The sequence below is a fragment of the Enterobacter cloacae complex sp. 2022EL-00788 genome, from assembly GCF_026627565.1.
Taxonomy (GTDB): Bacteria; Pseudomonadota; Gammaproteobacteria; order Enterobacterales; family Enterobacteriaceae; genus Enterobacter; species Enterobacter pasteurii.
In genome coordinates this window covers 225,203-248,322 of record NZ_JAPNMC010000007.1, presented here as the reverse complement: position 1 = coordinate 248,322, position 23,120 = coordinate 225,203, and the positions used below count along the sequence as shown (strand labels likewise).

At 58.9% G+C, this 23,120-nt stretch carries 20 protein-coding genes; 12 read left to right on the top strand and 8 right to left on the bottom strand.

What is annotated here, in order from left to right; genetic code table 11:
* Positions 1-40: 40 nt before the first annotated feature.
* Positions 41-1,402, top strand: coding sequence for a VasL domain-containing protein (locus OWK27_RS13585; protein ID WP_267590568.1), 1,362 nt, complete (start codon positions 41-43; stop codon positions 1,400-1,402).
* A gap of 23 nt (positions 1,403-1,425) precedes the next feature.
* On the opposite strand, the gene OWK27_RS13580 is transcribed toward OWK27_RS13585, so the two are convergent.
* On the bottom strand, positions 1,426-1,788 hold the full coding sequence (locus OWK27_RS13580) for an amidohydrolase family protein (RefSeq protein ID WP_267590567.1): 363 nt from the start codon (positions 1,786-1,788) through the stop codon (positions 1,426-1,428).
* A gap of 527 nt (positions 1,789-2,315) precedes the next feature.
* Between OWK27_RS13580 and OWK27_RS13575 the strand changes: the two genes are divergently transcribed.
* The 3 genes from OWK27_RS13575 to OWK27_RS13565 are packed head-to-tail and all read left to right on the top strand — an operon-like array spanning position 2,316 to position 3,616.
* Positions 2,316-2,774, top strand: a complete 459-nt coding sequence (locus tag OWK27_RS13575) for an STM2901 family protein (RefSeq protein ID WP_267590566.1) — start codon at positions 2,316-2,318, stop codon at positions 2,772-2,774.
* Positions 2,768-3,100, top strand: a complete 333-nt coding sequence (locus OWK27_RS13570; protein ID WP_267590565.1) for a DUF1493 family protein — start codon at positions 2,768-2,770, stop codon at positions 3,098-3,100. Before OWK27_RS13575 ends, OWK27_RS13570 begins: the two co-directional genes overlap by 7 nt.
* An 18-nt stretch (positions 3,101-3,118) precedes the next feature.
* Positions 3,119-3,616 carry an Hcp family type VI secretion system effector gene (locus OWK27_RS13565; protein ID WP_267590564.1) on the top strand — a complete coding sequence of 166 codons (498 nt, stop codon included), beginning with the start codon at positions 3,119-3,121 and terminating at the stop codon, positions 3,614-3,616.
* 582 nt (positions 3,617-4,198) lie between these two features.
* Here OWK27_RS13565 and trpS read toward each other — a convergent pair.
* Positions 4,199-5,200 carry a tryptophan--tRNA ligase gene (trpS, locus tag OWK27_RS13560; RefSeq protein ID WP_267590563.1) on the bottom strand — a complete coding sequence of 334 codons (1,002 nt, stop codon included), beginning with the start codon at positions 5,198-5,200 and terminating at the stop codon, positions 4,199-4,201.
* A 199-nt stretch (positions 5,201-5,399) separates the two neighbouring features.
* Here trpS and fosA point away from each other — a divergent pair, with 199 nt between their 5' ends.
* A complete protein-coding gene (gene fosA, locus OWK27_RS13555) occupies positions 5,400-5,825 on the top strand; it encodes a FosA/FosA2 family fosfomycin resistance glutathione transferase (protein WP_267590605.1) in 426 nt (141 codons plus the stop codon).
* Here the strand turns inward: fosA and OWK27_RS13550 are convergent.
* Positions 5,811-6,818 carry a LacI family DNA-binding transcriptional regulator gene (locus tag OWK27_RS13550; protein WP_267590562.1) on the bottom strand — a complete coding sequence of 336 codons (1,008 nt, stop codon included), beginning with the start codon at positions 6,816-6,818 and terminating at the stop codon, positions 5,811-5,813. The genes fosA and OWK27_RS13550 overlap by 15 nt on opposite strands.
* A gap of 185 nt (positions 6,819-7,003) precedes the next feature.
* Here OWK27_RS13550 and OWK27_RS13545 point away from each other — a divergent pair, with 185 nt between their 5' ends.
* Together OWK27_RS13545 and OWK27_RS13540 are read left to right on the top strand one after the other, a co-directional pair.
* Entirely contained in the window at positions 7,004-8,092 is a 1,089-nt protein-coding gene (locus OWK27_RS13545; protein WP_267590561.1) for a cellulase family glycosylhydrolase, read from the top strand.
* 50 nt (positions 8,093-8,142) lie between these two features.
* On the top strand, positions 8,143-9,537 hold the full coding sequence (locus OWK27_RS13540) for an MFS transporter (RefSeq protein ID WP_256122508.1): 1,395 nt from the start codon (positions 8,143-8,145) through the stop codon (positions 9,535-9,537).
* Between the two features lie 37 nt (positions 9,538-9,574).
* On the opposite strand, the gene OWK27_RS13535 is transcribed toward OWK27_RS13540, so the two are convergent.
* From OWK27_RS13535 to OWK27_RS13515, 5 genes are all read right to left on the bottom strand, one after another.
* A complete protein-coding gene (locus tag OWK27_RS13535) occupies positions 9,575-10,816 on the bottom strand; it encodes a hypothetical protein (RefSeq protein WP_267590560.1) in 1,242 nt (413 codons plus the stop codon).
* Between the two features lie 125 nt (positions 10,817-10,941).
* A complete protein-coding gene (locus tag OWK27_RS13530; RefSeq protein ID WP_267590559.1) occupies positions 10,942-11,763 on the bottom strand; it encodes an alpha/beta fold hydrolase in 822 nt (273 codons plus the stop codon).
* 30 nt (positions 11,764-11,793) lie between these two features.
* On the bottom strand, positions 11,794-13,413 hold the full coding sequence (locus OWK27_RS13525; RefSeq protein ID WP_267590558.1) for an MFS transporter: 1,620 nt from the start codon (positions 13,411-13,413) through the stop codon (positions 11,794-11,796).
* A complete protein-coding gene (locus tag OWK27_RS13520) occupies positions 13,410-13,817 on the bottom strand; it encodes a DoxX family protein (protein WP_267590557.1) in 408 nt (135 codons plus the stop codon). Before OWK27_RS13520 ends, OWK27_RS13525 begins: the two co-directional genes overlap by 4 nt.
* Positions 13,817-15,688, bottom strand: coding sequence for an amidohydrolase (locus OWK27_RS13515; RefSeq protein WP_267590556.1), 1,872 nt, complete (start codon positions 15,686-15,688; stop codon positions 13,817-13,819). The genes OWK27_RS13520 and OWK27_RS13515 overlap by 1 nt, the downstream gene beginning before the upstream one ends.
* 217 nt (positions 15,689-15,905) lie before the next feature.
* Between OWK27_RS13515 and OWK27_RS13510 the strand changes: the two genes are divergently transcribed.
* Genes OWK27_RS13510 through OWK27_RS13490 form a run of 5 tightly spaced genes read left to right on the top strand, consistent with a single transcriptional unit; the run spans position 15,906 to position 23,117 of the window.
* Positions 15,906-16,592 (top strand): hydrolase, encoded by a 687-nt coding sequence (locus OWK27_RS13510; protein ID WP_148422098.1) that lies wholly within the window; start codon positions 15,906-15,908, stop codon positions 16,590-16,592.
* 60 nt (positions 16,593-16,652) lie between these two features.
* Positions 16,653-16,865 carry a DUF1427 family protein gene (locus OWK27_RS13505; RefSeq protein WP_267590555.1) on the top strand — a complete coding sequence of 71 codons (213 nt, stop codon included), beginning with the start codon at positions 16,653-16,655 and terminating at the stop codon, positions 16,863-16,865.
* Positions 16,862-17,122: a XapX domain-containing protein gene (locus OWK27_RS13500; protein WP_148422096.1), complete on the top strand. Its 261-nt coding sequence runs from the start codon at positions 16,862-16,864 to the stop codon at positions 17,120-17,122. Before OWK27_RS13505 ends, OWK27_RS13500 begins: the two co-directional genes overlap by 4 nt.
* 22 nt (positions 17,123-17,144) lie before the next feature.
* Positions 17,145-17,525: a response regulator transcription factor gene (locus OWK27_RS13495; protein WP_242173775.1), complete on the top strand. Its 381-nt coding sequence runs from the start codon at positions 17,145-17,147 to the stop codon at positions 17,523-17,525.
* 9 nt (positions 17,526-17,534) lie between these two features.
* Positions 17,535-23,117: a trifunctional serine/threonine-protein kinase/ATP-binding protein/sensor histidine kinase gene (locus OWK27_RS13490; protein WP_267590554.1), complete on the top strand. Its 5,583-nt coding sequence runs from the start codon at positions 17,535-17,537 to the stop codon at positions 23,115-23,117.
* Positions 23,118-23,120 lie beyond the last annotated feature (3 nt).

The window sequence follows — 23,120 nt, the reverse complement described above, 5'->3', positions numbered from 1 at the left end:
CATAAACAATCCCCCTCCGACATTAAATGGACAACTGGTCATGAATGGCACCCCCTCCCGTCAGATTAAAACCGGCAGCGATCCGCGCACGCTACCGGATTATGCTGCCCTGCGCGATGAGCTGAGCAAGCTGACTCATCCGGCGCGCCCGGATGTGAACTGGCAATATGTGGAAAAACTCTGTCTCTCCCTGTTTGAGCAAAATGGTGTCGAGCTTCAGACCGCATCCTGGTATACGCTTGCCCGTACGCAGCTTGCCGGTTTACCCGGCCTGAATGAAGGGCTGGCAATACTGGAGGCCCTCATAAGCCACCAGTGGGGAACGCTCTGGCCGCAGCCTGTGCATGCCCGCATGGAAATCCTCAGCGGGCTCAGCCAGCGTTTGCAGCAGCTGATGCGAACCCTTTCCCTTAACTACAGTGACCTCAGCCAGCTTTATCAAGCTGAGCAACAGCTTACGGCTCTCGGGGAGGCGTTACAGCGCCTTGAGCTTAAACATCTGAGCCAGCTCGATACCCTGCGTACCCTGATGCATAACGGTGCCGTAAGGCTCGAAAACAGCCATGATGCGTCAGAACCGGGCGTTGTCATTCAGCATCATACAGCTGCTGCCGGAATATCTAACAATGCTGCATTGGGTAGTCCCGTGGCGGCAAAAACCGACCCGGTGAGGTGGGTATATGTGGCGCAGCCGGAGTCTCAGCCAAATATCGACGTTGTGGCGAGACCGGAACCGGTAAAACCCTGGGGATCTTTTGCGGCGGGGATGTGCACGATGCTGGTGGCAGGCGCGGCCGCGGTGTGGGGGTGGCAGCACTTCAACCGGCCTGACCCGCAGGAGCAGCAGCTTGCAGCAACCCTTGCGCCATTACCTGCAATGCTCACGCCTGCGCAGCGGGATGCGGCACGGCAGCGCCTGACGTCACCAGAGTCCTTTATTAAAGCAACGCAGCAGCAGCTAATCCGGCTGGATGCGCTTCCCCCGGACTGGAATATTGCCTACAGCAGGCAGCTTGTGGAGCAGGCGCAGGCTTTGTGGCCGAAGCAGGCTGAGTCCATGGCGCTACGGTGGCAGCAACAGCTTAACGCCAGCGCTTTGCCGACAGAAAATCTGGAAGGCTGGCATCAGGGGATGACAAAGCTGAAGCAGCTGAGCGATCGTCTGAACGGGCTGGATGAGCAGAAGGGCAAATACATGACCGTCAGCGAGCTGAAATCCGTGGTGTTTTCCGCGATGCAATCCTTTAACCAGGCGATACCCGCAGAAGAACAGCTGAGGATCCTGGCCAAAACGGCCGAAGGCCAGCCATTACCTTCTGCGGCAAGCGCGCAGGCAGAAATGCACCTGAAACAATTAACCGCCCGTTATTCTAAGATTAAGCAGAAAGCATCGGGTAGATAAATGGCCCGCTTTTAAGCGGGCAATCATTCCGCCAGCTTGCCCACGCGCAGGTCAAGCACCTCTCCCGCGCCGTCGGTCACCAGCCAGAACGCTTCCCGGAAGCTGATTGCCGAGTCGGGTCTGCCGCGTTGTTCAGCGGCGATACGGGCATCGACACCATCATTCAGGGCTTTGCCGGTGGTTATGGCATGGCGGCAGGCATCAAATACCGAAGGGCTATGGCCGCCCGCAATATCGGTGCCTAAGCCAACGTTAAGCCCGCGTTCCAGCATGGCGCGCAGGGGAAAGACCGCATTCGTAAAATAGAAGTTGGACAGAGGGCAGTTAATATCGACAATGGTGCCATTGCCGTCGATACAGAACAGCGTGTCGGTAAAGTGGGTCACATGGTCTTTTGATTACGCCGTGTAGCCCTGAGCGCTGACGACCTGCTGCCAAAGTAAGGCATTACTATTAACTCAAAAAGGATGACATAAAACCAAGATACATTATCTCATTGATGGGCAATAAAGTGGAACTTATTTTAGTATTTGCGAGGGTAATAAAGATAGGCTGTAGTTATAAACGGGAGTTGCTGGAGCTTATTTGGAGTGGTGGCTAAATAACCGACGTGTTATTAACTCTTTGAACCTCTTTTTATCATTCACTTTTTATATACTTTTTTGTGGCGAATTTCCCTGTGCGGCGGGGCATCATTTATGGGTAACGTCATTATGCGGGCTTTGCTCACCGGGAGGCACCCGGCACCACAGTTCTTTTTTTGCAGTATTTCATATAGTGAGTGTGAATAATAACTACGAATAGTTGTGTTCAGATGAATGTTTGTTTTTATTTAAAGAAATAAGCTGTGCCTCTCAAAATAAATTTTTATTGGCTTTTATTATCTCTTCCTGGAACAATCCTCGGAGGAAGAATGGATACAACCGAAGAACTAAATGGAACATATTTTTATGCCGGGAGAACAAACCTTACAGCTGGCGGCCTTTTCTTTATGATTTACTGTGAGTCAATTGCCGAACATTTTGGTATTGACGACGTCGCTGGAATTGCTGCGCTATACAGCGGTGCTAATAATCAGAAGACCAGAAAGAAACCCGCGGGAGCGAAGGAAGGAACGTCCCGAGCCTCGAAAGCCATGCGGCGTTATTTTAAACAAGCTAAGTTCCCGTATGGCATTAGGCTCCCGACATGGATTGGCGGCTACACACCATGGACTGTACGCTGTAGGATGGTTTCACAAATCAGCACGTTTATCGGAAGAACAATTCCATTAGTTGGTATGGTGATATTAGTCGCTGATGTATCACTAATCACCTATGCTGCAATACGTGATTATAATCGAATCGCACGGGGCTACGACAAGCTATGGTAGAGGATATTGAGCAGCGCATCTATGCCTTAGCCAGACGCTATAATGGCGTTTATCTGATGAATAACGAAGAGAGGCAAAAATTACTGAATGCAAAAACGGATTTGGATACTGACATGCAGCTTGATGTCACTGAAGCAGAAGATTTAATGGAAGATTTTTTTAAAGAATTTGATGTTGATAGAGGGAATTTTAACATAAACACCTACTATCCTGATGAGCCTTTTTCATGGAATCCATTCAAAGAATTCCCTGTGGTGATGGTTCCTGATTTCACCATTGGAATGCTTATCGAATCCGCAAAAGCGGGCAAATGGTTATACGACTAAAACGCAAGGAGCAATAGAATGGCCGTACCTGTACATCTCTTTTTAACCAATGACGGCGGCACAATGATTTGTGGTTCTTGTGACGTTGTACATAGGGAAGGAAGTATAGAGCTAAGAGGATTACAACATAACCTCAGCCTGCCAACCGACTCGGCAACGGGAAAGGTCACCGGCACTCGCCAACATTCGCCGTTTCAGTTTACCAAGGAACTGGACAGCTCTTCGCCCTATCTGTTCAAAGCGGCAGCGACGGGTCAGGCCCTTAAAAAGGCAGAATTCAGGTTTTACCATATTAACTACTCCGGGCAAGAGGAGGAGTATTACCGAATCACGCTCGAGAATGTTAAGGTCATTTCTGTGAGTCCAGTAATGTATGACACCCGAGGCTGTCCGGGGACGGGGCATATGGAGGAGGTGGCATTTAATTATGAGAAGATTACCCATTTGTACAAGGACGGTAACTTGTTAGCGCACGATGCGTGGAATGAACGTCCAACCTCTGGCTCTGCTGCATAACGTTATATTGAACTTGCCCGCCAGCGTTTCGTATGCGTGGGCAGGAATTATCATTACTAATCTCTTTTCGTAAATGATGGCCTAAACATCATAAAAATAACCCACGCAAACATTCCAATAATCTTCATCGGCCAGGTTCTAACACATCCAGACACACAATTGCTCCAATAACTAATAGCGGCCCTTCTGCCAGTTCAACTATCCCTCCTAAAATATGTATCTTATGAGGAAGTACTCGATTCAGTAATGTTGCGATAAGCTGTGCGCTACTTCATATGAACATTATTGCGATTGTGCGGTCCTCCCAGTTATCAAAACTAATCAAAGAAATGAGAAGTATAGTCAGTACATAGCCACAAAAAATATATTCAGCATATAAATAATAAACTTGCTCATAGCATTTGCCGAGTCGGTTAATATATAAAGAGTCTATGAATATAGCTCTCTCAACAGAGTGACAAACGACATTGGTTAATAATGCATTTCAGAATTTATTGCGCCTCGCTGATTTCCGTAATAAAAGAGTTAGCGGCTTCATGCCGGTACCATACACTCCACCGCCAACTCTCTTAACTCACACTCTCAAAACACCGGCACCCCCAGCCCCACCTTCACCTCCCTCAACGTCGCCTGCGTCACCCCCTGCGCCCGTTCGGTCCCGCGCTTCAGCATCGCCATCAGCTCGCCCTTATCACGCATATACATCACCCGCCGCTCCCGCATCGGCGCAATCAGCTCCTGCAGGCATGCCTCCAGCTCGTTCTTGCACGCCCGGTCACCCAGCCCACCCGCCTGATAGTGCGCCTTCATTGCCGCCACTTTGCCCTTGTCCGGATGAAACGCGTCGAGGTACGTAAACACCACGTTCCCCTCAATCTGCCCCGGGTCGCTCACCTTCAGGTGGTTCGGGTCGGTGTACATGGCGCTGACCGCACGGTGAATGGTCTCTTCGCTGGCCGAAAGGTGCAGCGTGTTGCCCAGCGATTTCGACATCTTGGCGCTGCCGTCGATGCCGGGCAGGCGACTGGTGTCGCTCAGCATCGCCTTGCAGTGGCGCAGCACCGGGGCGGGCAGCAGGCTGTTCATCTTGTGCACAATCTCGTTGGTCTGCTCAATCATCGGCAGCTGGTCGTCGCCGACGGGCACGCACTCGGCCTTAAACGCGGTGATGTCCGCCGCCTGGCTGATGGGGTAGGCCATAAACCCGACCGGCAGCGAGCGGGCGAAGCCCTTCTGCGCAATCTCGTTTTTCACCGTCGGGTTACGCTCCACGCGGGCAACGGTGACGATGTTCATATACAGCATCGTCAGCTCGGCGAGGGCGGGCAGGGCGGACTGCAGGCATATTGTGGTCAGGTTCGGGTCGATGCCGGCGGCGAGGTAGTCGGCCAGCACTTCGGGAATGTTATCGCGGATTTTTTGCGGGTTGCTGCCGTTGTCGGTCAGCCCCTGCAGGTCGGCAATCAGCACAAACTGGCTGTGGGTGTGCTGGAGCGCCACGCGCTGGCGCAGCGATCCGACAAAGTGGCCGAGGTGCAGCGGGCCGGTTGGGCGGTCGCCGGTGAGAATGGTTGGTGCGTTCATAAAGACTCCTTAACGTTGTAATGCCGAAAGGGGTCTTAGATGTGAGAAAGCCGCCTTTCGGCGGCTATCTTAAAATGGGGAAAACTACTCCGTGCCGCCTTTAAGAAGGCAGCCACCAGCGGTTTACGGTGAGCACGGCGTGGTTTATGTTCATCTCTTTACCGTACCACGTCCGGCGCGAAAAACAAAAGGGCACGTCATGCTGCAATCACTCAACCACCTGACCCTCGCGGTCAGCGACCTGCAAAAAAGCGTCACCTTCTGGCACGAGCTGCTGGGGCTTGCGCTGCACGCCCGCTGGAATACCGGGGCCTATCTCACCTGCGGCGATCTGTGGGTCTGCCTGTCGTACGACGAGGCGCGCCGGGTCGTGCCGCCGCAGGAGAGCGACTACACCCACTACGCGTTTACCGTGGCGGAAGAGGATTTCGAACCGTACTCGCAAAGGCTCGAGCAGGCGGGCGTCACCGTCTGGAAGCAGAACAAAAGCGAGGGGGCGTCGTTCTACTTTCTCGACCCGGACGGGCACAAGCTGGAGCTGCACGTGGGCAGCCTCGCCGCGCGGCTGGCGGCGTGTCGCGAGAAGCCCTATGCCGGCATGGTGTTTACCTCAGACGAGGCTTGAGGCACGCACCTTCAGCCTGCCCGCCAGCGTCACGTGCGTGGCGGCATCTTCCTGATTGCACAGGTACTCCACCGCCAGCCGTCCCAGCTCGCTGTAGGGCAGCTGGATACTGGTTAGCGGCGGGGTGAGCTGCTCGGAGATCTTCTGGTCGTCGTAGCCCGCCAGCAGCATGTCTTCTGGGATGCGCACGCCGTTCACCGCCAGCGCCTGATAGCAGCCAATCGCCAGCCAGTCGCTGGCGCAGAAGATGGCGTCCGGGCGCTCAGTCAGTTCCAGCAGTGAAGTAGTGGCGGTAAAGGACTCGCTGAACTGCCAGTTGGTCTGGCGCACCAGATTATCGTCGCACGCGAGTCCGGCCTGCTGCAGCGCGGCCTGGTAGCCCGCCAGACGCTGGCGCGAGGCCTCCATCCAGCTCTCGCCGGTGATGTGGGCGATGCGCGTGGCCCCGCAGGCGATGAGGTGCTTAGTCACCTGGAAGGCGTTGGCGTAGTCGTCCGGGATAAACGACGGCAGCAGCGGCGAGCCGGGGTCGCGCTGGTTAAGCAGCACCAGCGGAATGCGGGTGCAGTCCTGGAACGCCGTCATGTCCACCAGCGTGGTGACCGGCGAGGCGAGAATAATCCCGATGCAGTTGCGCTTCTCCAGCTGGCGGATGATGTTCAGCGCCAGCTCGATGTCGTCGCCGTAGTCGTAGACGGTGAGCAGGGTCTCGTTGCGCCACGCCGCTTCCCGCGCCTGGCTGATGGCGTCGATAAACGGGTCGAAGCTCTGCATGGAGCTGACCAGCAGGGCGATCTCCTCCTGGTTGCGCGGGGCGTGAACGGTGGGGAGGCGGTCGTAGCCGAGCTCGGTGGCCACGTTAATCACCCGCTGGCGGGTGTCGTCGCTGAGCTTGATGTTGCGGGACTGGTTAAGCACCAGCGATACCGTCGCCTGCGACACGCCTGCCGCCCGCGCAATATCGTTCATCGTCACTTTCGTTTTTCGCTTCATCCGTCCTCTCCCTTTCGCGATTCCGCATCATACCCTAACCGCACGCTTTAGCGCCGTCGATCACGTTTCTCATTCATCGAAGCGTGAACTTTGTGAGTACCGTCGCTTTTCTGAGCGCCGTGATTTGCGCATTTATCCCGCAACTAATATTTATTAGCTAAATATTATCAGCAAGAGGACGCGTAATGAAAGAGCAGTGGAGCAGGGAGCAGGCACAGGCGTGGTATCAGCAAAAAGGCTGGCTGTGCGGGTTTAACTATCTGCCGTCGACGGCGGTGAACTGGACCGATATCTGGCAGGCAGAGACCTTCGATGCCGCCACCATCGAGCGCGAGCTGGGCTGGGCGGCGGAGGCGGGCTACAACACCCTGCGCATCAACCTGCCGTTTATCGTCTGGGAGCACGACCGCGACGGGCTGATGGCGCGCATCGACCGCTTTTTGACGATTGCCGACGGCCGCGGCTTCAGCACCATGCTGACCCTGATGGACGACTGCGGCTTCTCCGGCGACGAGCCGTACCTCGGCCCGCAAAAGCCCCCGGTGCCGGGCAAGCACAATAGCCAGGCGGCGGCGAGCCCGGGGCGCGATAAGGTGTGCGATCCTGACTGCTGGCCCCAGATTGAGCGTTATATACGCGACATTGTCCGCCAGTTCCGCAACGATAAGCGCGTGCTGCTGTGGGATCTGTATAACGAGCCGGGCAACCGCGGCATTTTCGCAACGGGCACGCAGGAGGTGCAGTACGACGCGAAGCTGGAGACCTGCGCTCACGAACTCATGAAGCTGGCATTCCAGTGGGTGCGTGAAGAAGATCCGACCCAGCCGCTCACCGTCTGCGCGTGGCGCCTTCCGCCGGAAGAGGAGGGCGAAACGTTCTTCCAGCATCCGCTGGACCAGACCGCGCTGGCGCTCTCGGACGTGGTGAGCTTCCACGCTTACACCCACACCGGGCGCATGACTGCGATTATCCAGCAGCTGCAACAGCTCGGTCGCCCGCTGTTCTGCACCGAATGGCTGGCGCGCCACGTGGGCAGCACCATCGAGGAGCAGCTCCCGCTGATGTACGCAGCGAAGGTCGCGCCGTACCAGTGGGGGCTGGTGCGCGGCAAAACCCAGACGTGGCTGCCGTGGCCGGTGGTGATGAAGGAGTCCACGGACTACTGCCGCGTCTGGTTCCACGACGTGTTTGAGGAGAACGGCATTCCGTTCTCGCGCCGTGAAATCGCCCTGATGCAGCAGCTGCGCAAGATCGCCCCGAAAGTCCAGGGCTAATAATATCGACCCGGCGGCCGACCGCCGGGCAACCAGGCAGGCATATATCAATGGCAACGACAATGAAAATACCGTCTCGCGAGCTGTGGTCTTATTTTGGCTATGGATTAGGTCAGTGTTTTAGCTTTGGTTTAGTGGGTTCGTTTATTAACTATTTTTACACCGACGTGCTGGGGATCTCTGCGCTGGCGGCGAGCACCATCTTCCTGATTGCCCGCGCGTGGGACGCGGTTCACGATCCGCTGTTTGCCAGCATTATGGACACCATTAACAGCCGGTTCGGCAAGTTTCGCCACTTTTTGCTGATCGCCCCGCTGCTGATCACCGGGGTCACGCTGCTGTCGTTCTATAAAATCGAAGCAGACATGACCACCAAAATCCTCTACGCCGGGGTGACCTACATCCTGTGGGGGACGCTGTACGCTATCTCCGATATCCCGTTCTGGTCGATGTCGTCGGTGATGACCAACGACTCCGCTCAGCGCACCCGCGCGGTAACGGCGGCGATGCTCGGGGTGAACGCCGGGATCGCCTGCGCCAACATCTTCTTCCCGAAGCTGGCGGCGTTTTTCGCCCAGTACAGCAACGATAAAGGCTACTTTATGGCGGCGCTGGTGATGATGCTGGTGGGCCTGCCGCTGATGCTCAACGGCTTTATGCAGATCAAAGAGCGCGTGCCGCCGAGCCCGGAAAAGGTAACCATCCGCGACACCTTCCACAACCTGCGCCAGAACAAGCCGCTGTTTATCGTCCTGCTGTCGTTCTTTTTCTGCGTGTTTCACAACGTGGCGGGCGGGCTGTATATCTACTTCTTTATCAATAACCTGGGCGACGGCAGCCTGCAGATGGCGATTGGCGTGATGGGGATTGTGGCGGCGGTGCTGTGCCTGGTGGCCCCGATGCTGACGCGCCGGATGCAGAAGCGGAAGCTGTTTATGATCCTCTGCGGGCTGGACGTGGCGGTGCGCGTGGTGATGTGGTTCATCGGGTATCAGCAGGTGACGATGCTGTTCATTCTGCTCGGCCTGAGCACGCTGTTCGTGATGATGACCAATATCCTCACCTCGTCGATGATTGCCGACACCATCGAGTACGCGGAGTATCACACCCACAAGCGCTGCGCGGCGATCACCTTCTCCGGGCAGACCTTTACCGGCAAGATGTCGGTGGCGGTAGGCGGCGGGCTCATCGGCGTGTTTCTGACGATGATCGGCTACGTGCCGCAGGCGCAGATCCAGAGCGAAGGCGTGCTGTCCGGGCTGTTCTTCGGGATTTGCCTGCTGCCGGCGATTGGGTCGCTGATCCGCATGGGCTTTATGTCGCGCTTTACCTTTACCGAGGAGAAGCATGCGGAGATTTGTCGGCTGCTGGCGGAGCGCGAGCACGGCGTTGTGCAACGCGGTCAGCCTGGGCAGAAGCATGAGCCTACGCTTACGGTGAATTGATTAAGTAGCGCCCGCGCTGCGGGCGTTTCTTAACAAGCTACTTGATATCATGAAGCAACTTTAATAAAAGGCTATCACCGGTAGATTTTATTTTCTGAAAATAAACAGGCTCAGCTATAGGCGAATCCCATTGGTGTATCTCATCTTTCTTAAACGGGATACATTTCATAGCGGTGTTTTTTAATCGTTTTATGCGAAGGTCATATTCGTCAAAATTGTCTGGCGTAGTTTTCAGGCTCAGCGATCTGGCATGATTGATTTGCGTAGGGCAAATAAGCTGAATATTTCCAAGCGAGAAAATGTTTACGCCGGTGATAAAGAATCTCGAAGGTATATCTTTATAGTAACGTGTGTTCCATGTTAAACCATCAAACATCGCTGGCGGGTGAGTATGAGTATCTATGTAATATTGATGCGTGCGCCAGTCGCTTATGCCGGAAAGGTTCATGGTCATGTTAATGATCATATTGGGGGTGGGGCGGAAAATCATTGTCAGGACAAGCATGCTGACAGGAATAATGATTAGTGTATAAATGATTATTTGCAATATACTTTTGTTTTTCTTCTCATTTATCAGGATCATTCCGGGGAAAATGCCTACAATAATCATCGCGACCGAGAGCGCAAGAAAAATGATAACCTGTAATAATGTATTACTTTCTTCGTTAAAATCTAGCTGGCCCGCGATAAAAATGAGCGGGAAGATTTGTGTAAAAGCAGGGGCAATCAATAACAGAGGCAGCCAGTTCCTGACGGCGTTTTTCTGCAAATATTTTACATCACGCGTATTATCAACATCCTTATATGACTGAACGTTGAACATAAGCTTGTAGCATAAGCCATACGATGCGGCCAGTATTATGGCTACCGCTAAGGCAAGAACGATAAAACCATTTATATCCAGAAAAAATTGTAAGCAAAACGCTCCGATAAGCACAACGCACATCACAAAGCTATTACCAAAACAGACTGAGGTAAAACTATGTGTCAAACCTTCGTATTTAACAAACTCTTTCTCATGTGCGGTGTAAATTAAGTAAGCAAGGAAAGATGAGATAAAAATGACAAGGCTGAAGCCAATTAGTGATACAAGGGTAAATCCAAATATTATTCCTACTGCGCTACTCACGCTCAACGCATCGTATAAAATATCAAGCCGGTCAATATTCGCAAGATAGAACCATATAACGCTAAATGTACAGGCTGTGACAAATGAAGAGGATGTTAAAATAGCGAAGATAAACTTTCGGGTTAGCCGCTTATGAAACTGGATATTCATCTTATGTAGTCTCCCTTTGAAATGAAGGAATACTAGTCACAAGGGAGAGGGAGTTCTACGCTCAAATTTAGTATGCCGGGAAGCGCATATTCAGACTGACGCCTGCTGGCGTCAGCCCCGGGACATTACAGCGACTTCACAAACGCCAGCAGATCTTCGTTGAGCTGGTCCTGGTGGGTCAGCGCGAAGCCGTGCGGCGCGTTGTCGTACACCTTCAGCGTGGCGTTTTTGATCATCTCTGCCGCCAGCTTGCCGGTGCTTTCAAACGGCACGATCTGGTCGTTGCTGCCGTGGATCACCAGCGTCGGGACGTCGATTTTCGCCATATCCGGGCGGAAGTCGGTTTCGGCGAAGGCGGTCACGCAGTCGATGGTGCCCTTCAGCGAGGCCAGCAGGGCGATGTTCAGCGTCTGGGTCAGAGCACCGGCAGAGACGGTCTGCCCGGCGTTGGTGCCGTAGAACGGGGTGGCGAAGTCGCTGATGAACTGGGCGCGATCTTTACGCAGCCCGTCGCGAATGCCGTCGAACACGCTCTGATCCACACCCTGCGGGAAGGTATCCGATTTGCCGAAGATCGGCGTGACCGCGCCCAGCAGCGCCAGACCGGCCACGCGCGCGCTGCCGTAGTTATTGATGTAGCGGGTCACGTCGCCGCCGCCCATGGAGAAGCCCACCAGCGTCACGTCCTGCAGGTCCAGGGTGGTGATCAGGTCGTTGATGTCGGACGCAAAGGTATCGTAGTCGTAGCCGTTCCACGGCTGATCCGAGCGGCCAAAGCCGCGACGGTCAAAGGCGATGGCGCGGAAGCCGCGCTCGGCCAGGTAGTTCAGCTGGCTGTCCCACATGTCGCCGTCCAGCGGCCAGCCGTGGCTGAAGAGAACCGGTTTGCCCGCGCCACAGTCTTTGTAGTAAATCTGCGTGCCGTCTTTTGCCTTAAACGTTGCCATAGTGTGTTCCTGTACAGGTGATGGTTATGGTTATACCGGCGCAACCAGGTAGCGAATGGCCGGTGATGTTGTGCCCTGATGAAAAGCCAGAACGCGGCTCTGCAGCAGGAGGTCATTCATGGTGTGGCGTTCCTGCTGGCGCAGATGCTCAATCCACGAGCCCATCAGGAAGGTCTCGATAAACAGTCCGGGGCGCTCAATATCCTCGTACACCGCCCAGCTCATCGCCCCGGCGCGGCGGCGCACCCGGCGCAGCTCGTGCACCGCCTGCAAAAACGCTTTCGCGTTGTGCGGGTCGATGATGTACTCGTGCGACACCAGCACCGGGCCGCGCTCGTTCGGCAGGTCGATCTCCACGCCGTCCAGGGGCTGGCCGCTGAGGTCGAGATTTAAATCAGGATCTTTCTCCAGCTTCCAGCGGAACGCCGTCGCGCTTGCAAGCACCATCCCCAGCGTGGCGACCACCAGCGACGTTGGCGTGCCGAACTGAGAGGCAATCTGCCCCCAGATGGCGCTGCCTGCGGTCATCGAGCCGAAGAACACCGTCAGATACACCGCCAGCGCGCGGGCCTTCACCCAGCGGGCGGCGCTGCGCTGCGCGCCGAGGTTGAGGGTCGACAGCACCGCAATCCACGCGAAGCCGGTGAAAAACTCAAACAGGTTGAGCAGCCAGAAGTGGCGCACGAACGCCAGCGCCAGCATGGTGAGGGCAAACGTCAGGCTGGCGGCCACCATCAGGCGGTCGGCGTTCAGCCGCTGGCGCAGTCGCGGCAGCAGGATGGCCCCGGCGATCGCCCCCAGGCCAATGCAGGCCAGCATCACGCCGTAGCCCGCCGGGCCTAAGCCCAGCTCGCGGCGCGCCACCAGCGGCAGCAGTGCCCAGCCCGCGCTGCCGAAAACGAAGAAGGCCACGGTACGCACCAGCACGTTGCGCAGCACCGGCGCGGCGTGCACGTAGCGAATGCCGGAGCGCACCGCCGAGAAGAAGTGCTCCGGCGGCAGGCGCTGCACGGACGGCGCCGGACGCCAGAGCCACAGCACCCACGCCACGCCGACCACGGAGAGCGCGTTCAGGGCAAACACCATCCACGGCCCGGCGAGCGACAGCAGAAAACCGCCCAGCGCGGGGCCAATCGCCCGGCTGATGTTCACCCCGAGCGAGTTCAGCGCCACGGCGGCGCCCAGCTCCGGCTTGTTCACCAGGTCGGGCACCACCGCCTGGAACGGCGGCGAGCTCATCGCCGCGCCCACGCTCAGCAGGAACGTCGCCACCAGCAGAACGGTGGGGGTGACGTGTCCGGTGAAGGAGAGCACCGTCAGCCCGGCGGCGGCAATAAACACCCACAGCTGGGAGAAGAGCAGGTATTTTCGCCGGTCGACGATGTCCGCCATCACCCCGGAGGGCAGGGCGAAGAGGAACATCGGCAGGCTGCTGGCCGCCTGCACCAGCGCGATATTCAGCGGATCGGCGCTCAGGGTCAGCATGCTCCAGTTGACGCCGACGTCGCTCATCCATGAGCCGACGTTAGAGACCACCGTGGCGATCCACAGCATGCGGAACACCGGCTGGCTCAGCGGCTGCCAGGGCGAAACCGTCGGTGCGGGCGCTGGCTCAACGTGGGAGTCGCGAACGTCGTTAACCTGGGTCATGCGAACCTCTCCGCAGCCTTACGCTGCAGCCGCCACTGCCCCGGCCCGGTGAGGGCAAGGGTAGTGAAAATAATCAGCAGCAGCCAGCCAAACTGCCCTTCGGCAATCGACCAGTTCGGGTGTACCACCAGCATCGCCACCAGCAGCACGGTGATAATCGGCAGGCACGCCAGGCGGGTGTAGACGCCCGCAATGATAAACAGCGGGCAAATCACCTCGGCGACAATCGCCGGGATCAGGCTCGCATACGGCCCGAAGCCGAACGGATCCTCAATGCGCGTCAGCTCTTCGCTGAAGTGCAGCACCTTCGGCAGGCCGTGCACGTACAGCAGCAGCAGGCTGCCGGCGAGGCGCAGGAAGAACAGCCCCAGGTCGACCCGGGGCGGGGTAAAGGTGTTTTTCATCAGAATGCAAAGCAGCTGCAGCCCAGCGCCCCCCAGAAAGCGTTATCGTCGGACACCGGCATTGCTGACGTGCGGGCGAAATCGTGCTGGTGGCTGTGAACCCCGCACGGGCCGCTGCAGTGGTGAACTACGCTCAAGCCGACGCGTGCGGCCTGCGGCGGCGCGCTGCGGTAGTGGCCCGGCACCTTCACCACCGGAGACCACTCGGGCAGGACCGGAATGGCCGGCGGGGAAAGCGGGCCAAAGCTGCCTGCGGCGTAGACGATGTCGCCGTTAACCACGGTGAGAACGGACTCGATGCCCTTGATCTCCTCTTCCGGCACGCGGAAGTAGTCTTTGCTCAGCACCGCCAGGTCGGCGAGCTGGCCGACCTTGATCTGCCCCTTCTGGTTTTGTTCGCTGGAGAACCACGCGCTGCCCTGGGTCCAGAGCATCAGGGCGGTATCGCGGTCCAGACGGGCGCTGTGATCGTACATCTGCATTCCGCCGACGGTGCGGCCGGAGACCAGCCAGTAGAGCGCGGTCCACGGGTTGTAGCTCGCCACGCGGGTGGCATCGGTGCCTAAGCCCACCGGCACGCCGGTTTCGAGCATTTTCGCCACCGGCGGCGTGTGGCGGGTGGCTTCGATGCCGTAGCGCTCGGCGAAGTATTCGCCCTGGAAGGCCATGCGGTGCTGCACGGCAATGCCGCCGCCGAGCGCTTTGATGCGGTCGATGTTGGCCTGCGATACGGTTTCGGCGTGGTCGAAGAACCAGTGCAGGCCGTTGAACGGAATGTCGCGGTTCACCTTCTCGAACACGTCCAGCATGCGGCTGATGGATTCGTTATAGGTGGCGTGCAGGCGGAACGGCCAGCGGTGCTCCACCAGATGGCGCACCACGCGCTCCAGCTCGTCCTCCATGCCCGGCGCGAGATCCGGGCGCGGCTCGAGGAAATCTTCAAAATCGGCGGCGGAGAAGACCAGCATCTCGCCCGCGCCGTTGTGGCGGAAGAAGTCGCTGCCCTGGCCCGGCGTGAGCATGTCGGTCCATTTTTCAAAGTCTTCCAGCTCGTGGCCCGGACGCTGGGTAAACAGGTTGTAGGCGATGCGGATGGTCATCTGCTTCTTCTCGTGCAGTTCGGCAATCACCTCGTAATCTTCCGGGTAGTTCTGGAAGCCGCCGCCCGCGTCGATGGCGCTGGTCAGCCCCAGTCGGTTCAGCTCGCGCATAAACTGGCGGGTGGAGTTGACCTGCTGCTCCAGCGGCAGCTTCGGCCCTTTCGCCAGCGTGGCGTAGAGGATCATGGCGTTCGGACGGGCAATCAGCATCCCGGTCGGGTTGCCGTTGGCGTCGCGCTGGATCTCGCCGCCCGGCGGGTTGGGCGTGTCCCTGGTGTAGCCGACCACCTTCAGCGCGGCGCGGTTGAGCAGGGCGCGGTCGTACAGGTGCAGGATAAAGACCGGGGTATCCGGCGCGGCGCTGTTGATCTCGTCCAGGGTCGGCATGCGGCGCTCGGCAAACTGGAACTCGTTCCAGCCGCCCACCACGCGCACCCACTGGGGCGACGGCGTGCGCAGGGCCTGCTCCTTGAGCATCCGCAGGGCATCGGCCAGCGACGGCACGCCTTCCCAGCGCAGCTCGAGGTTGTAGTTCAGCCCGCCGCGGATCAGGTGCAGGTGCGAGTCGTTCAGGCCGGGGATCGCGGCGTGGCCTTTCAAATCAACCACCTTGGTGCCGTCGCAGTGGTGTTGCATCACCTCGGCGACGGTACCCACTTCCAGAAATTTCCCGTCGCGCACGGCAACGGCTTCGGCGAGAGGGTTCTCGCGATCGACGGTGTGAAACTGGCCGTTAACCAGAATGAGATCGGCTTTACCGAGGGTAACCATAACTGCTCCTGACTGAGAGGGGAATGGTCAGGATTATGGGAACCGGTTTCGGCAAAGATCCAGTTATACAATAGGATAGGTATACCAAAGTATAACTATACCTAAGGTTAACTATACGAAGAGATAATTACGTCCGGAGGCGGAAAACCGCAGGATGGGGGTGACTTTATCGGCGCGGCACTCGCGGCGATTTCACCCTTAACCACTGGAAAATGCTATGACCACTTCAAAGCTCGAAGTTTTAACCCCTGCGAACTGTCAGATTATTTTCATCGACCACCAGCCGCAGATGGCGTTTGGCGTGCAGTCTATTGACCGCCAGGTGCTGAAAAACAATACCGTGGCGCTGGCGAAAGCGGCAAAAGTGTTCAACATCCCGACCATCATCACCACCGTTGAGACCGAAAGCTTCTCCGGTAACACCTACCCGGAGCTGCTGGACGTGTTCCCGGGCCAGGACATTCTGGAGCGTACCTCCATGAACTCCTGGGACGACCAGAAGGTGCGCGACGCGCTGAAGGCCAGCGGCAAGAAGAAGGTGGTGGTTGCCGGCCTGTGGACCGAAGTGTGCAACAACAGCTTTGCCCTGTGCGCGATGCTGGAAGGCGACTACGAAATTTATATGGTGGCGGACGCGTCCGGCGGCACCTCCAAAGAAGCTCACGACTTTGCGATGCAGCGCATGATCCAGGCGGGCGTGATCCCGGTGACCTGGCAGCAGGTGATGCTGGAGTGGCAGCGCGACTGGGCGCGTAAAGAGACCTACACCGCGGTGATGGACATCGTGCGCGAGCACTCCGGCGCGTACGGTATGGGCGTTGATTACGCTTACACCATGGTGCACAAATCCCCGTCTCGCCAGAAGAGCGAGCACCGTACCTTAGCGCCGGTCCCGGCCCGCTAAGCCCCGGCGGCAGGCTGGTCCCTCATCCGGCCTGCCACTGACTGCTTTCTGGAGTTCACTATGAGTACAGGGTTGATATCCCTTGCGGCAGGCGTGCTGATCGGCCTGATGTATGCCGCACTGAAGGTACGCTCTCCCGCGCCGCCCGCGCTGGCGCTGATTGGCCTGCTGGGGATGCTGGCGGGTGAACAGGCGACGCGCCATCTGCTGGCCCGCGACAGCGTGACGAGCGTTCCGGCGGTGGTTCACCATCCGGCAGGAGAGTCGTCATGAAGGCCTGGATAATTTCGCTGGTGTGCGGCGTGGTGGCTGGGGTACTTTACGCTCTGCTCAACGTCCATTCTCCGGCACCGCCGGTTGTCGCCCTGCTTGGCCTGTTTGGCATGCTGGTCGGCGAACAGTTGATCCCGGTAGGGCGTCGGGTGCTGAGTCGCGAACCGCTGACCCTCGCCTGGTTTCGCCACGAGTGTGTGCCAAAAATCAGCGGCACGGCGCCTTCCGCGCCCGTGAAGGAAAACCGCGACGTTTAATGATTTTCTGAGGAATAACAGCATGACGCTGCCGTGGCGCATTGCCATCATCGATGACGAACGTTCTGTCCGCAGCGGGCTGAGTAACCTCCTGGAGTCGGAAGGGTATGCGACCGATACGTTTGATTCGGCAGAGGTGTTTCTGAGCCACCCGTTCGCCCTGTCCGGCGCGTCGCTGGTGATCGCCGATATCAAGCTGCGGGGCATGAGCGGCCTGGAGCTGTTTGAAAAGCTGCGGCTGCTGGCCGCCCCGCCTCCCCCCGTGCTCTTTATCTCCGGTCATGCTGATGAAAATATGCAGCGGTACGCTCTTGATATGGGCGCCGCTGCATTTTTGCGTAAGCCCATTAACATCGATATTCTGCTGGATCATATTCAGCGGGAGCTGGCCCGCCGACAATAAGGATCGCGGATGAACGAAAACGAGCTGCCTGCATTCTGGCCCGCCCAGGGAAATTTCCATGAAGGGCGGGTTTTTGTCCTTAAAGAGGATGTCATTTTTACCGTGCTGGCGCAGGAGGGAGGGATCTCCTGGATGCACGCGCGGCATCCTCACTCTGGCGGCTCCTTTATCATTGCCACCGCGGTCAGCGACGAAGAGGAAGAGCGGGCCACCCGGCTGCTCAAAAATGAGTTTGCGCTGCGAGACCATCTCCAGGACGGCTGGGCCATCCGCGCCGTGGCCTCCACCCAGTACCGGGGGCGCTTCGCGCTGGTGTATGCCCCGTTTTCCTTCGAGCTGCTGGCGCGACGCGCGGGCAGGGCGATCTCGGGGATCGCGCGGTTTATCGAGCTGGCGATCCAGATCTGCGCGCCGCTGCGCCAGATGCACCTGCAAAACCTGATCCACGGCGATATCAAACCCGGCACCATCTTCGTTCATCACGATTCCAGCTGTCGTCTGGGCAGCTTTGGCCTTTCAGGCAGTATCTCCGGGGCTTTTTCCCAGACCCGGCTGGCCGTCTCGGGCGGTACGCCCGCCTATATGTCTCCGGAGCACACCACCCGCACCCGGCGCGCCGTTGATTGCCGCAGCGATCTCTACAGCTTGGGCATCGTGCTTTATGAGCTGCTGACCGGACGCCTGCCGTTTGAGCTGGCCGCGGAGGAGCAGACCAACTGGGCGCATTACCACATTGCGTCGGAGCCACTTTCTCCCGCCGTGATGCGCCCGGACGTGCCCGGCATGCTGTCGACCATCATCCTCAAGCTGCTGGAGAAGAATCCCGATAACCGCTACCAGACGGTCGACGGGCTGATTGCCGATCTTCGACGCTGCCAGGCGACGTTAACCTCCGAAGGTGAGATCGTCGCCTTTGCGCCCGGCCAGCAGGACCGGACGCCGGCGATCCATCTGGCGGACTCCCTGTTTGCGGCGCACCCGCAGGCAAACGACGTTATCGCCGCGTTTGAGCGGGTGGGGCAAAACATTGTGCCGGAGCTGGTGACGATCGGCGGGCCGTCGGGGATCGGTAAATCCTCGATCATCGCCACGGCGCTAAAAACGCTGCAGCAGCGCAGGGTGCTGCTGGCGGTGGGCAAGGTCGATCAGTTTTCGCCGACGTTGCCCTACGGCGTATTAAGCTCGGCGTTTCGCACCCTGACGCTGCACCTGCTCGGGCTGCCCGCTGAAGAGGTGGCGAAGTGGAAAATCCGCCTCTCGCGCGCCCTTGAGGGGTATGAAGCGCTGGCGGTCAGCCTGGTGCCCGAGCTGGGCCTGCTGCTGGAGAGTAAACCCCGCTTTTCGGCGGATACGTTTTCCATTGATGCCCGGGCGCGCTTTAGCCATATGGTGCTGGCGCTGGTTAAAACCTTCGCCTCCCAGGGCTGTCCGCTGGTGCTGGTGCTCGACGATCTCCAGTGGAGCGACGCCGCCAGCCTGCATACGCTGAAGCACCTGCTGATGAACTGCGGCGTTATCCCGCTGCTGGTGGTGGCGGCGCACCGCGATATTGATTCGTTGTCCGACCCGGCGCTACAGCAGCAGCTGGCGAGCCTGCCGGAGGCGGCGCAACGCGCGACGGAAATTGTCCCGCAGGCGCTCTCGGTTAAAGCGGTGGCGCGCTGGCTGGCGACGGTGTTTCGCACCCGCAGCGCGGCGACGACCGACCTCGCCACGCTGATCCACGAAAAAACCGGCGGCAACCCGCTGTTCGTGCATGAGTTTTTCCGCCGCATTGTTGATGACGGGCTGGTGGTCCACAACAAGTATCAGGACAAATGGCAGTACGATCTGCAGGCGATCCGCGCCCGGCATTACACCGAGAACGTCGTTACCCTGGTGCTGGAAAAGCTCGAAGAGATGCCCGACGAAACGCGTCGCCTGCTGGGCAGCATTGCCTGTCTCGGCGGCACGGGGGAGCTGGAGATGATGTGCCGCGTGGTCGGGATGTCGGTCGCGGAAATTCGTTACGCCCTGCACCCGGCGGTGATAGCGCAGCTGATAGTGCTGACGGAAAAAGAGTACGCCTTCACCCACGATCGGGTTCAGGAGGCCGCTTTCGCCCTGCTGGATCAGGGTGAGAAAAGTCACCTGCACCTGACCACCGCCAGCCTGCTGGCCGAGGCCGCGCGGCAGGCGGCGGGCAACGAGCTCCTGTTCCGCGCCGTACACCACGTGACGGCTGCCCTGGACAGCATTCAGCCCGCGCCGCAGCGCCAGATGTTCCGCGAACTCAGCCTGCTGGCCGCGCGGCGTGCGAAGCGCACGGGCGATTACCCTTCGGCGCTGAGCTACATTCAGACCGCCAGGGCGCTGGGCAACGCCGGGGCGGTGTCAGATTTTATGCTCGATATCGAAGAGGCGGGCTGCGAATTTGCGCTCGGCCATCTGGCGCGAACCCGCGAGCTGTGTGACGCCATCCTCGGCTCCCCCGGCGGGCTGACCGAAAAAGCGCTGGCGGCTAACCTGCTGGTGGAAGTGTACATAAGACAGTCGGACAGCCGCCTGGCGCTGGAGGCGGCGCTGTGCTGGCTGGGGATTTTTGGCATCCAGATCAGCCATTATCCGGAAGACGTCGAGTGCGACGAGGCCTGGGAGCGCTTCTGCAACCGCGCGGGCGACGCGCCGCAAAATCTTTTTGTTCAGCTCTCGCAGATGGATAACCCGCAAACCGAAGCGGTGATGAACCTGCTCTACAGCGCCAGCATTTGCGCCAGCTTTATCTGCCCGCGCCTGCACTTTTTGCTGCTCTGCCGCATGATGCACCTGACCCTCGACCACGGCATTACCGGCGCCTCCACCACGGCAATGGCCTGGTTTGGGGTGTTGATTGGTCAACGCTACGCCGAGTACCGCCTCGGGTTCCAGTACGGCACCCTGGCCCGCGAGCTGGTCAATCGCCACGGCTACGATGCGTTTGAAGCCAAAACCCTGCTGCCGCTCGACCAGCTCAGCGTCTGGACCCAGCCGCTGTCCTTCACCATCGAGTGTGCAAAGGCGTGCTTTACCGCCGCCGTGACCCACGGCGATATGACGGTGGCCTGCTTTGCGGCCTGCCACCAGGTGATCAACTTCCTCTCGCGGGGCGATCACCTGGACGGGGTGCTGACCAGCATCGATCGCGGCCTGGCGTTTGTGCGCAAAACCCACTTCCAGGACGTGGAAACGATTTTTATGCTCCAGCGCGGCTACGTTGAGTTTCTGCGCACGCCAACCATCGGCACCTGGAGCGCGTCACAGGTGCTGCCTGAAGCACTGCTCCCCGCCTCGCCGGAGCAGGCCCCGGAGCATACCTCGACCATGCTGTTCTGGTACTGGCTGTATCGCGGCATGGCGCACTTCACCTGCGGGGAGTATGCCGCCGCGCAGGCGGAGCTGGAGCAGGCGGGCTGGTTCGCGTGGTCTGCGCCGGGGCACATCCATCTGCTGGATTACCATCTCTACAGCGCCCTGTCGCTTTCCAGACAGCTGACGCCGGAGACCTTCTCGGCAAATCACCGCCGCAGCATTCACGCCCACTACGACAAAATCGCCCTCTGGGCGCGCATTAATCCGGGTACCTTTGCCGATAAAGAGGCGCTGATTTACGCCGAAATCGTGCGCCTGGACGGCATGAACAGCATTGCGCTTGAGCAGTATGAGAAGGCGGTGCGCCTCTCGCGGGAAGGCGGCTTTAACCCCCTGAACGCGCTGGCCCACGAGCTGGCAGGGCGCTTTGCCCTTGCCTGCGGCTATCCGACCGCCTCGGACGCCCACTTCCGCGGCGCGATAGCCGCCTGGGGACGCACCGGGGCGCAGGCAAAAGTGCGTCAGCTTGAGCAGGATTTCCCGCACCTGCTGAACTCCGCGCAGGCCAGCGCCTACGACACGGTGGCGTTTGCCCAGAATGAGACGATCCGCGATCTGCAAAGCGTGATCAAGGCGTCGCGCGCGCTGTCTGAAGAAATTAACCTTGAGCGGCTGATTGAAAACCTGATGACGCTGCTGCTTGAACGGGCCGGTGCACAGCGCGGCCTGCTGCTGCGCGTGAGCGACAGCCATATCCCGGAGATCGAGGCCAGCGCCTGGACCAGCACCGAGGGGGTACGGGTGCGGATCCTGAAGGAGGCCCCGATGGCGACCGATATGCCGCTGTCGGTGCTGGCGGCGGTGATCCGCACCGGGCAGGAGATCCGCACCGGCAAGCCGGAGGAGTTTCACCCCTTCAGCCAGGATCCCTATCTGGTGACCTCGGGGGCGGCCGTCATGTGCGTTCCGATGTTCAAACAGGCGCGGCTGGTGGGCGTGCTCTATCTGGAAAATCGCCTGATGCCGGAGGTATTTACCGCCGAACACTCCCGCGTGGTGAGCCTGTTGGGCGCGCAGGCCGCGGTATCCCTTGAGACGGCGCGCCTGTACGCCGAGCTGCTGGCGGAAAACATCCAGCGCCGACGGGTGGAGAAAGAGCTGCGATCCAGCCAGACCTCGCTGATGCTGGGCGAGCAGATCAGCCACACCGGCAGCTGGCGCTGGGAGCTGGAGCAGGATCTGATGTTTATCTCCGAGGAGTACGCCCGCATCCTCGGCCTGCCTGAGATGCAGAAAATGATCTCCATGGCGGAGTTTTTAACCTTCGTTCACGAGGACGACTACGCCCGCATCAGCGCCCTCGTCACCGGAAGCGTGCGTGACGGGCTCTCCATGCGGGCGGAGTTTCGCGTTAAGCGTACCGACGGCTCCACCCGCTATATTCTCGGGATTGGCGATCCGGTGGGCGTGGGCAGCGAAGTGAACGAGTATTACGGCATCATCACCGACATCACCAGCCAGCGCGCCGCGGAGGATGCCATGCGGGTCGCGCAGGCGGATCTGGCGCGGGTGTCCCGGGCCACCACCGTCGGGCAGCTGACCTCCTCCATCGCCCACGAGATCAACCAGCCGCTGATGTCGATCGTCTCGAACGCCGGGGCGAGCCTGCGCTGGCTCAGCCGGGAGCCCGCCCGGCTGGATAAGGTCCGCGAAGGGCTGGAGGAGATCGCCGCAGAAGGGGCGCGGGCGGGGGAGATCATCCGCAGCATCCAGTCCCTGACGCGCAAGCAGGATCCGACCTTCTCGCGCATCGATCTGCACTACCTGATCCACCACATCATCGCGCTCTCGCGCAGCGAGCTTGAGCAGCGACACATTAGCGTTGATTACCTTTTGCAGGCGCAGGACAGCTTTATTACCGGCGACAGCGTGCAGATCCAGCAGGTGCTGCTTAACCTGGTGATGAATGCGGTAGAAGCGATGGCCGAGGTGAAAGATCGCCCTTGCACCATCGCCATCGCTACCGGCAATGCGGAGGGGAGAGTGCTGGTGGAGATAGCCGATACCGGCAGCGGTATTGAGCCAGAGCGGCTGGAGAAGATCTTTGACTCGTTCTATTCCACCAAAGCGCAGGGCATGGGGATGGGGCTGACCATCAGCGCCAGCATCATTGAGCGCCACTGCGGGAAGCTGAGCGCGCGTCGGCGGGAGCCGCACGGCACCGTGTTTGCCTTTACGCTGCCGCTTGCCGCGCAGGAGGCGTAGCGG

What these genes read in the sequence shown, in the direction of transcription:
- OWK27_RS13585 (WP_267590568.1), top strand. Translation starts at nt 41, where the DNA reads ATGAATGGCACCCCCTCCCGTCAGATTAAAACCGGCAGCGATCCGCGC.
- OWK27_RS13575 (WP_267590566.1), top strand. Translation starts at nt 2,316, where the DNA reads ATGGATACAACCGAAGAACTAAATGGAACATATTTTTATGCCGGGAGA.
- OWK27_RS13570 (WP_267590565.1), top strand. Translation starts at nt 2,768, where the DNA reads ATGGTAGAGGATATTGAGCAGCGCATCTATGCCTTAGCCAGACGCTAT.
- OWK27_RS13565 (WP_267590564.1), top strand. Translation starts at nt 3,119, where the DNA reads ATGGCCGTACCTGTACATCTCTTTTTAACCAATGACGGCGGCACAATG.
- trpS (WP_267590563.1), bottom strand. Translation starts at nt 5,200, where the DNA reads ATGAACGCACCAACCATTCTCACCGGCGACCGCCCAACCGGCCCGCTG.
- fosA (WP_267590605.1), top strand. Translation starts at nt 5,400, where the DNA reads ATGCTGCAATCACTCAACCACCTGACCCTCGCGGTCAGCGACCTGCAA.
- OWK27_RS13550 (WP_267590562.1), bottom strand. Translation starts at nt 6,818, where the DNA reads ATGAAGCGAAAAACGAAAGTGACGATGAACGATATTGCGCGGGCGGCA.
- OWK27_RS13545 (WP_267590561.1), top strand. Translation starts at nt 7,004, where the DNA reads ATGAAAGAGCAGTGGAGCAGGGAGCAGGCACAGGCGTGGTATCAGCAA.
- OWK27_RS13540 (WP_256122508.1), top strand. Translation starts at nt 8,143, where the DNA reads ATGGCAACGACAATGAAAATACCGTCTCGCGAGCTGTGGTCTTATTTT.
- OWK27_RS13535 (WP_267590560.1), bottom strand. Translation starts at nt 10,816, where the DNA reads ATGAATATCCAGTTTCATAAGCGGCTAACCCGAAAGTTTATCTTCGCT.
- OWK27_RS13530 (WP_267590559.1), bottom strand. Translation starts at nt 11,763, where the DNA reads ATGGCAACGTTTAAGGCAAAAGACGGCACGCAGATTTACTACAAAGAC.
- OWK27_RS13525 (WP_267590558.1), bottom strand. Translation starts at nt 13,413, where the DNA reads ATGACCCAGGTTAACGACGTTCGCGACTCCCACGTTGAGCCAGCGCCC.
- OWK27_RS13520 (WP_267590557.1), bottom strand. Translation starts at nt 13,817, where the DNA reads ATGAAAAACACCTTTACCCCGCCCCGGGTCGACCTGGGGCTGTTCTTC.
- OWK27_RS13515 (WP_267590556.1), bottom strand. Translation starts at nt 15,688, where the DNA reads ATGGTTACCCTCGGTAAAGCCGATCTCATTCTGGTTAACGGCCAGTTT.
- OWK27_RS13510 (WP_148422098.1), top strand. Translation starts at nt 15,906, where the DNA reads ATGACCACTTCAAAGCTCGAAGTTTTAACCCCTGCGAACTGTCAGATT.
- OWK27_RS13505 (WP_267590555.1), top strand. Translation starts at nt 16,653, where the DNA reads ATGAGTACAGGGTTGATATCCCTTGCGGCAGGCGTGCTGATCGGCCTG.
- OWK27_RS13500 (WP_148422096.1), top strand. Translation starts at nt 16,862, where the DNA reads ATGAAGGCCTGGATAATTTCGCTGGTGTGCGGCGTGGTGGCTGGGGTA.
- OWK27_RS13495 (WP_242173775.1), top strand. Translation starts at nt 17,145, where the DNA reads ATGACGCTGCCGTGGCGCATTGCCATCATCGATGACGAACGTTCTGTC.
- OWK27_RS13490 (WP_267590554.1), top strand. Translation starts at nt 17,535, where the DNA reads ATGAACGAAAACGAGCTGCCTGCATTCTGGCCCGCCCAGGGAAATTTC.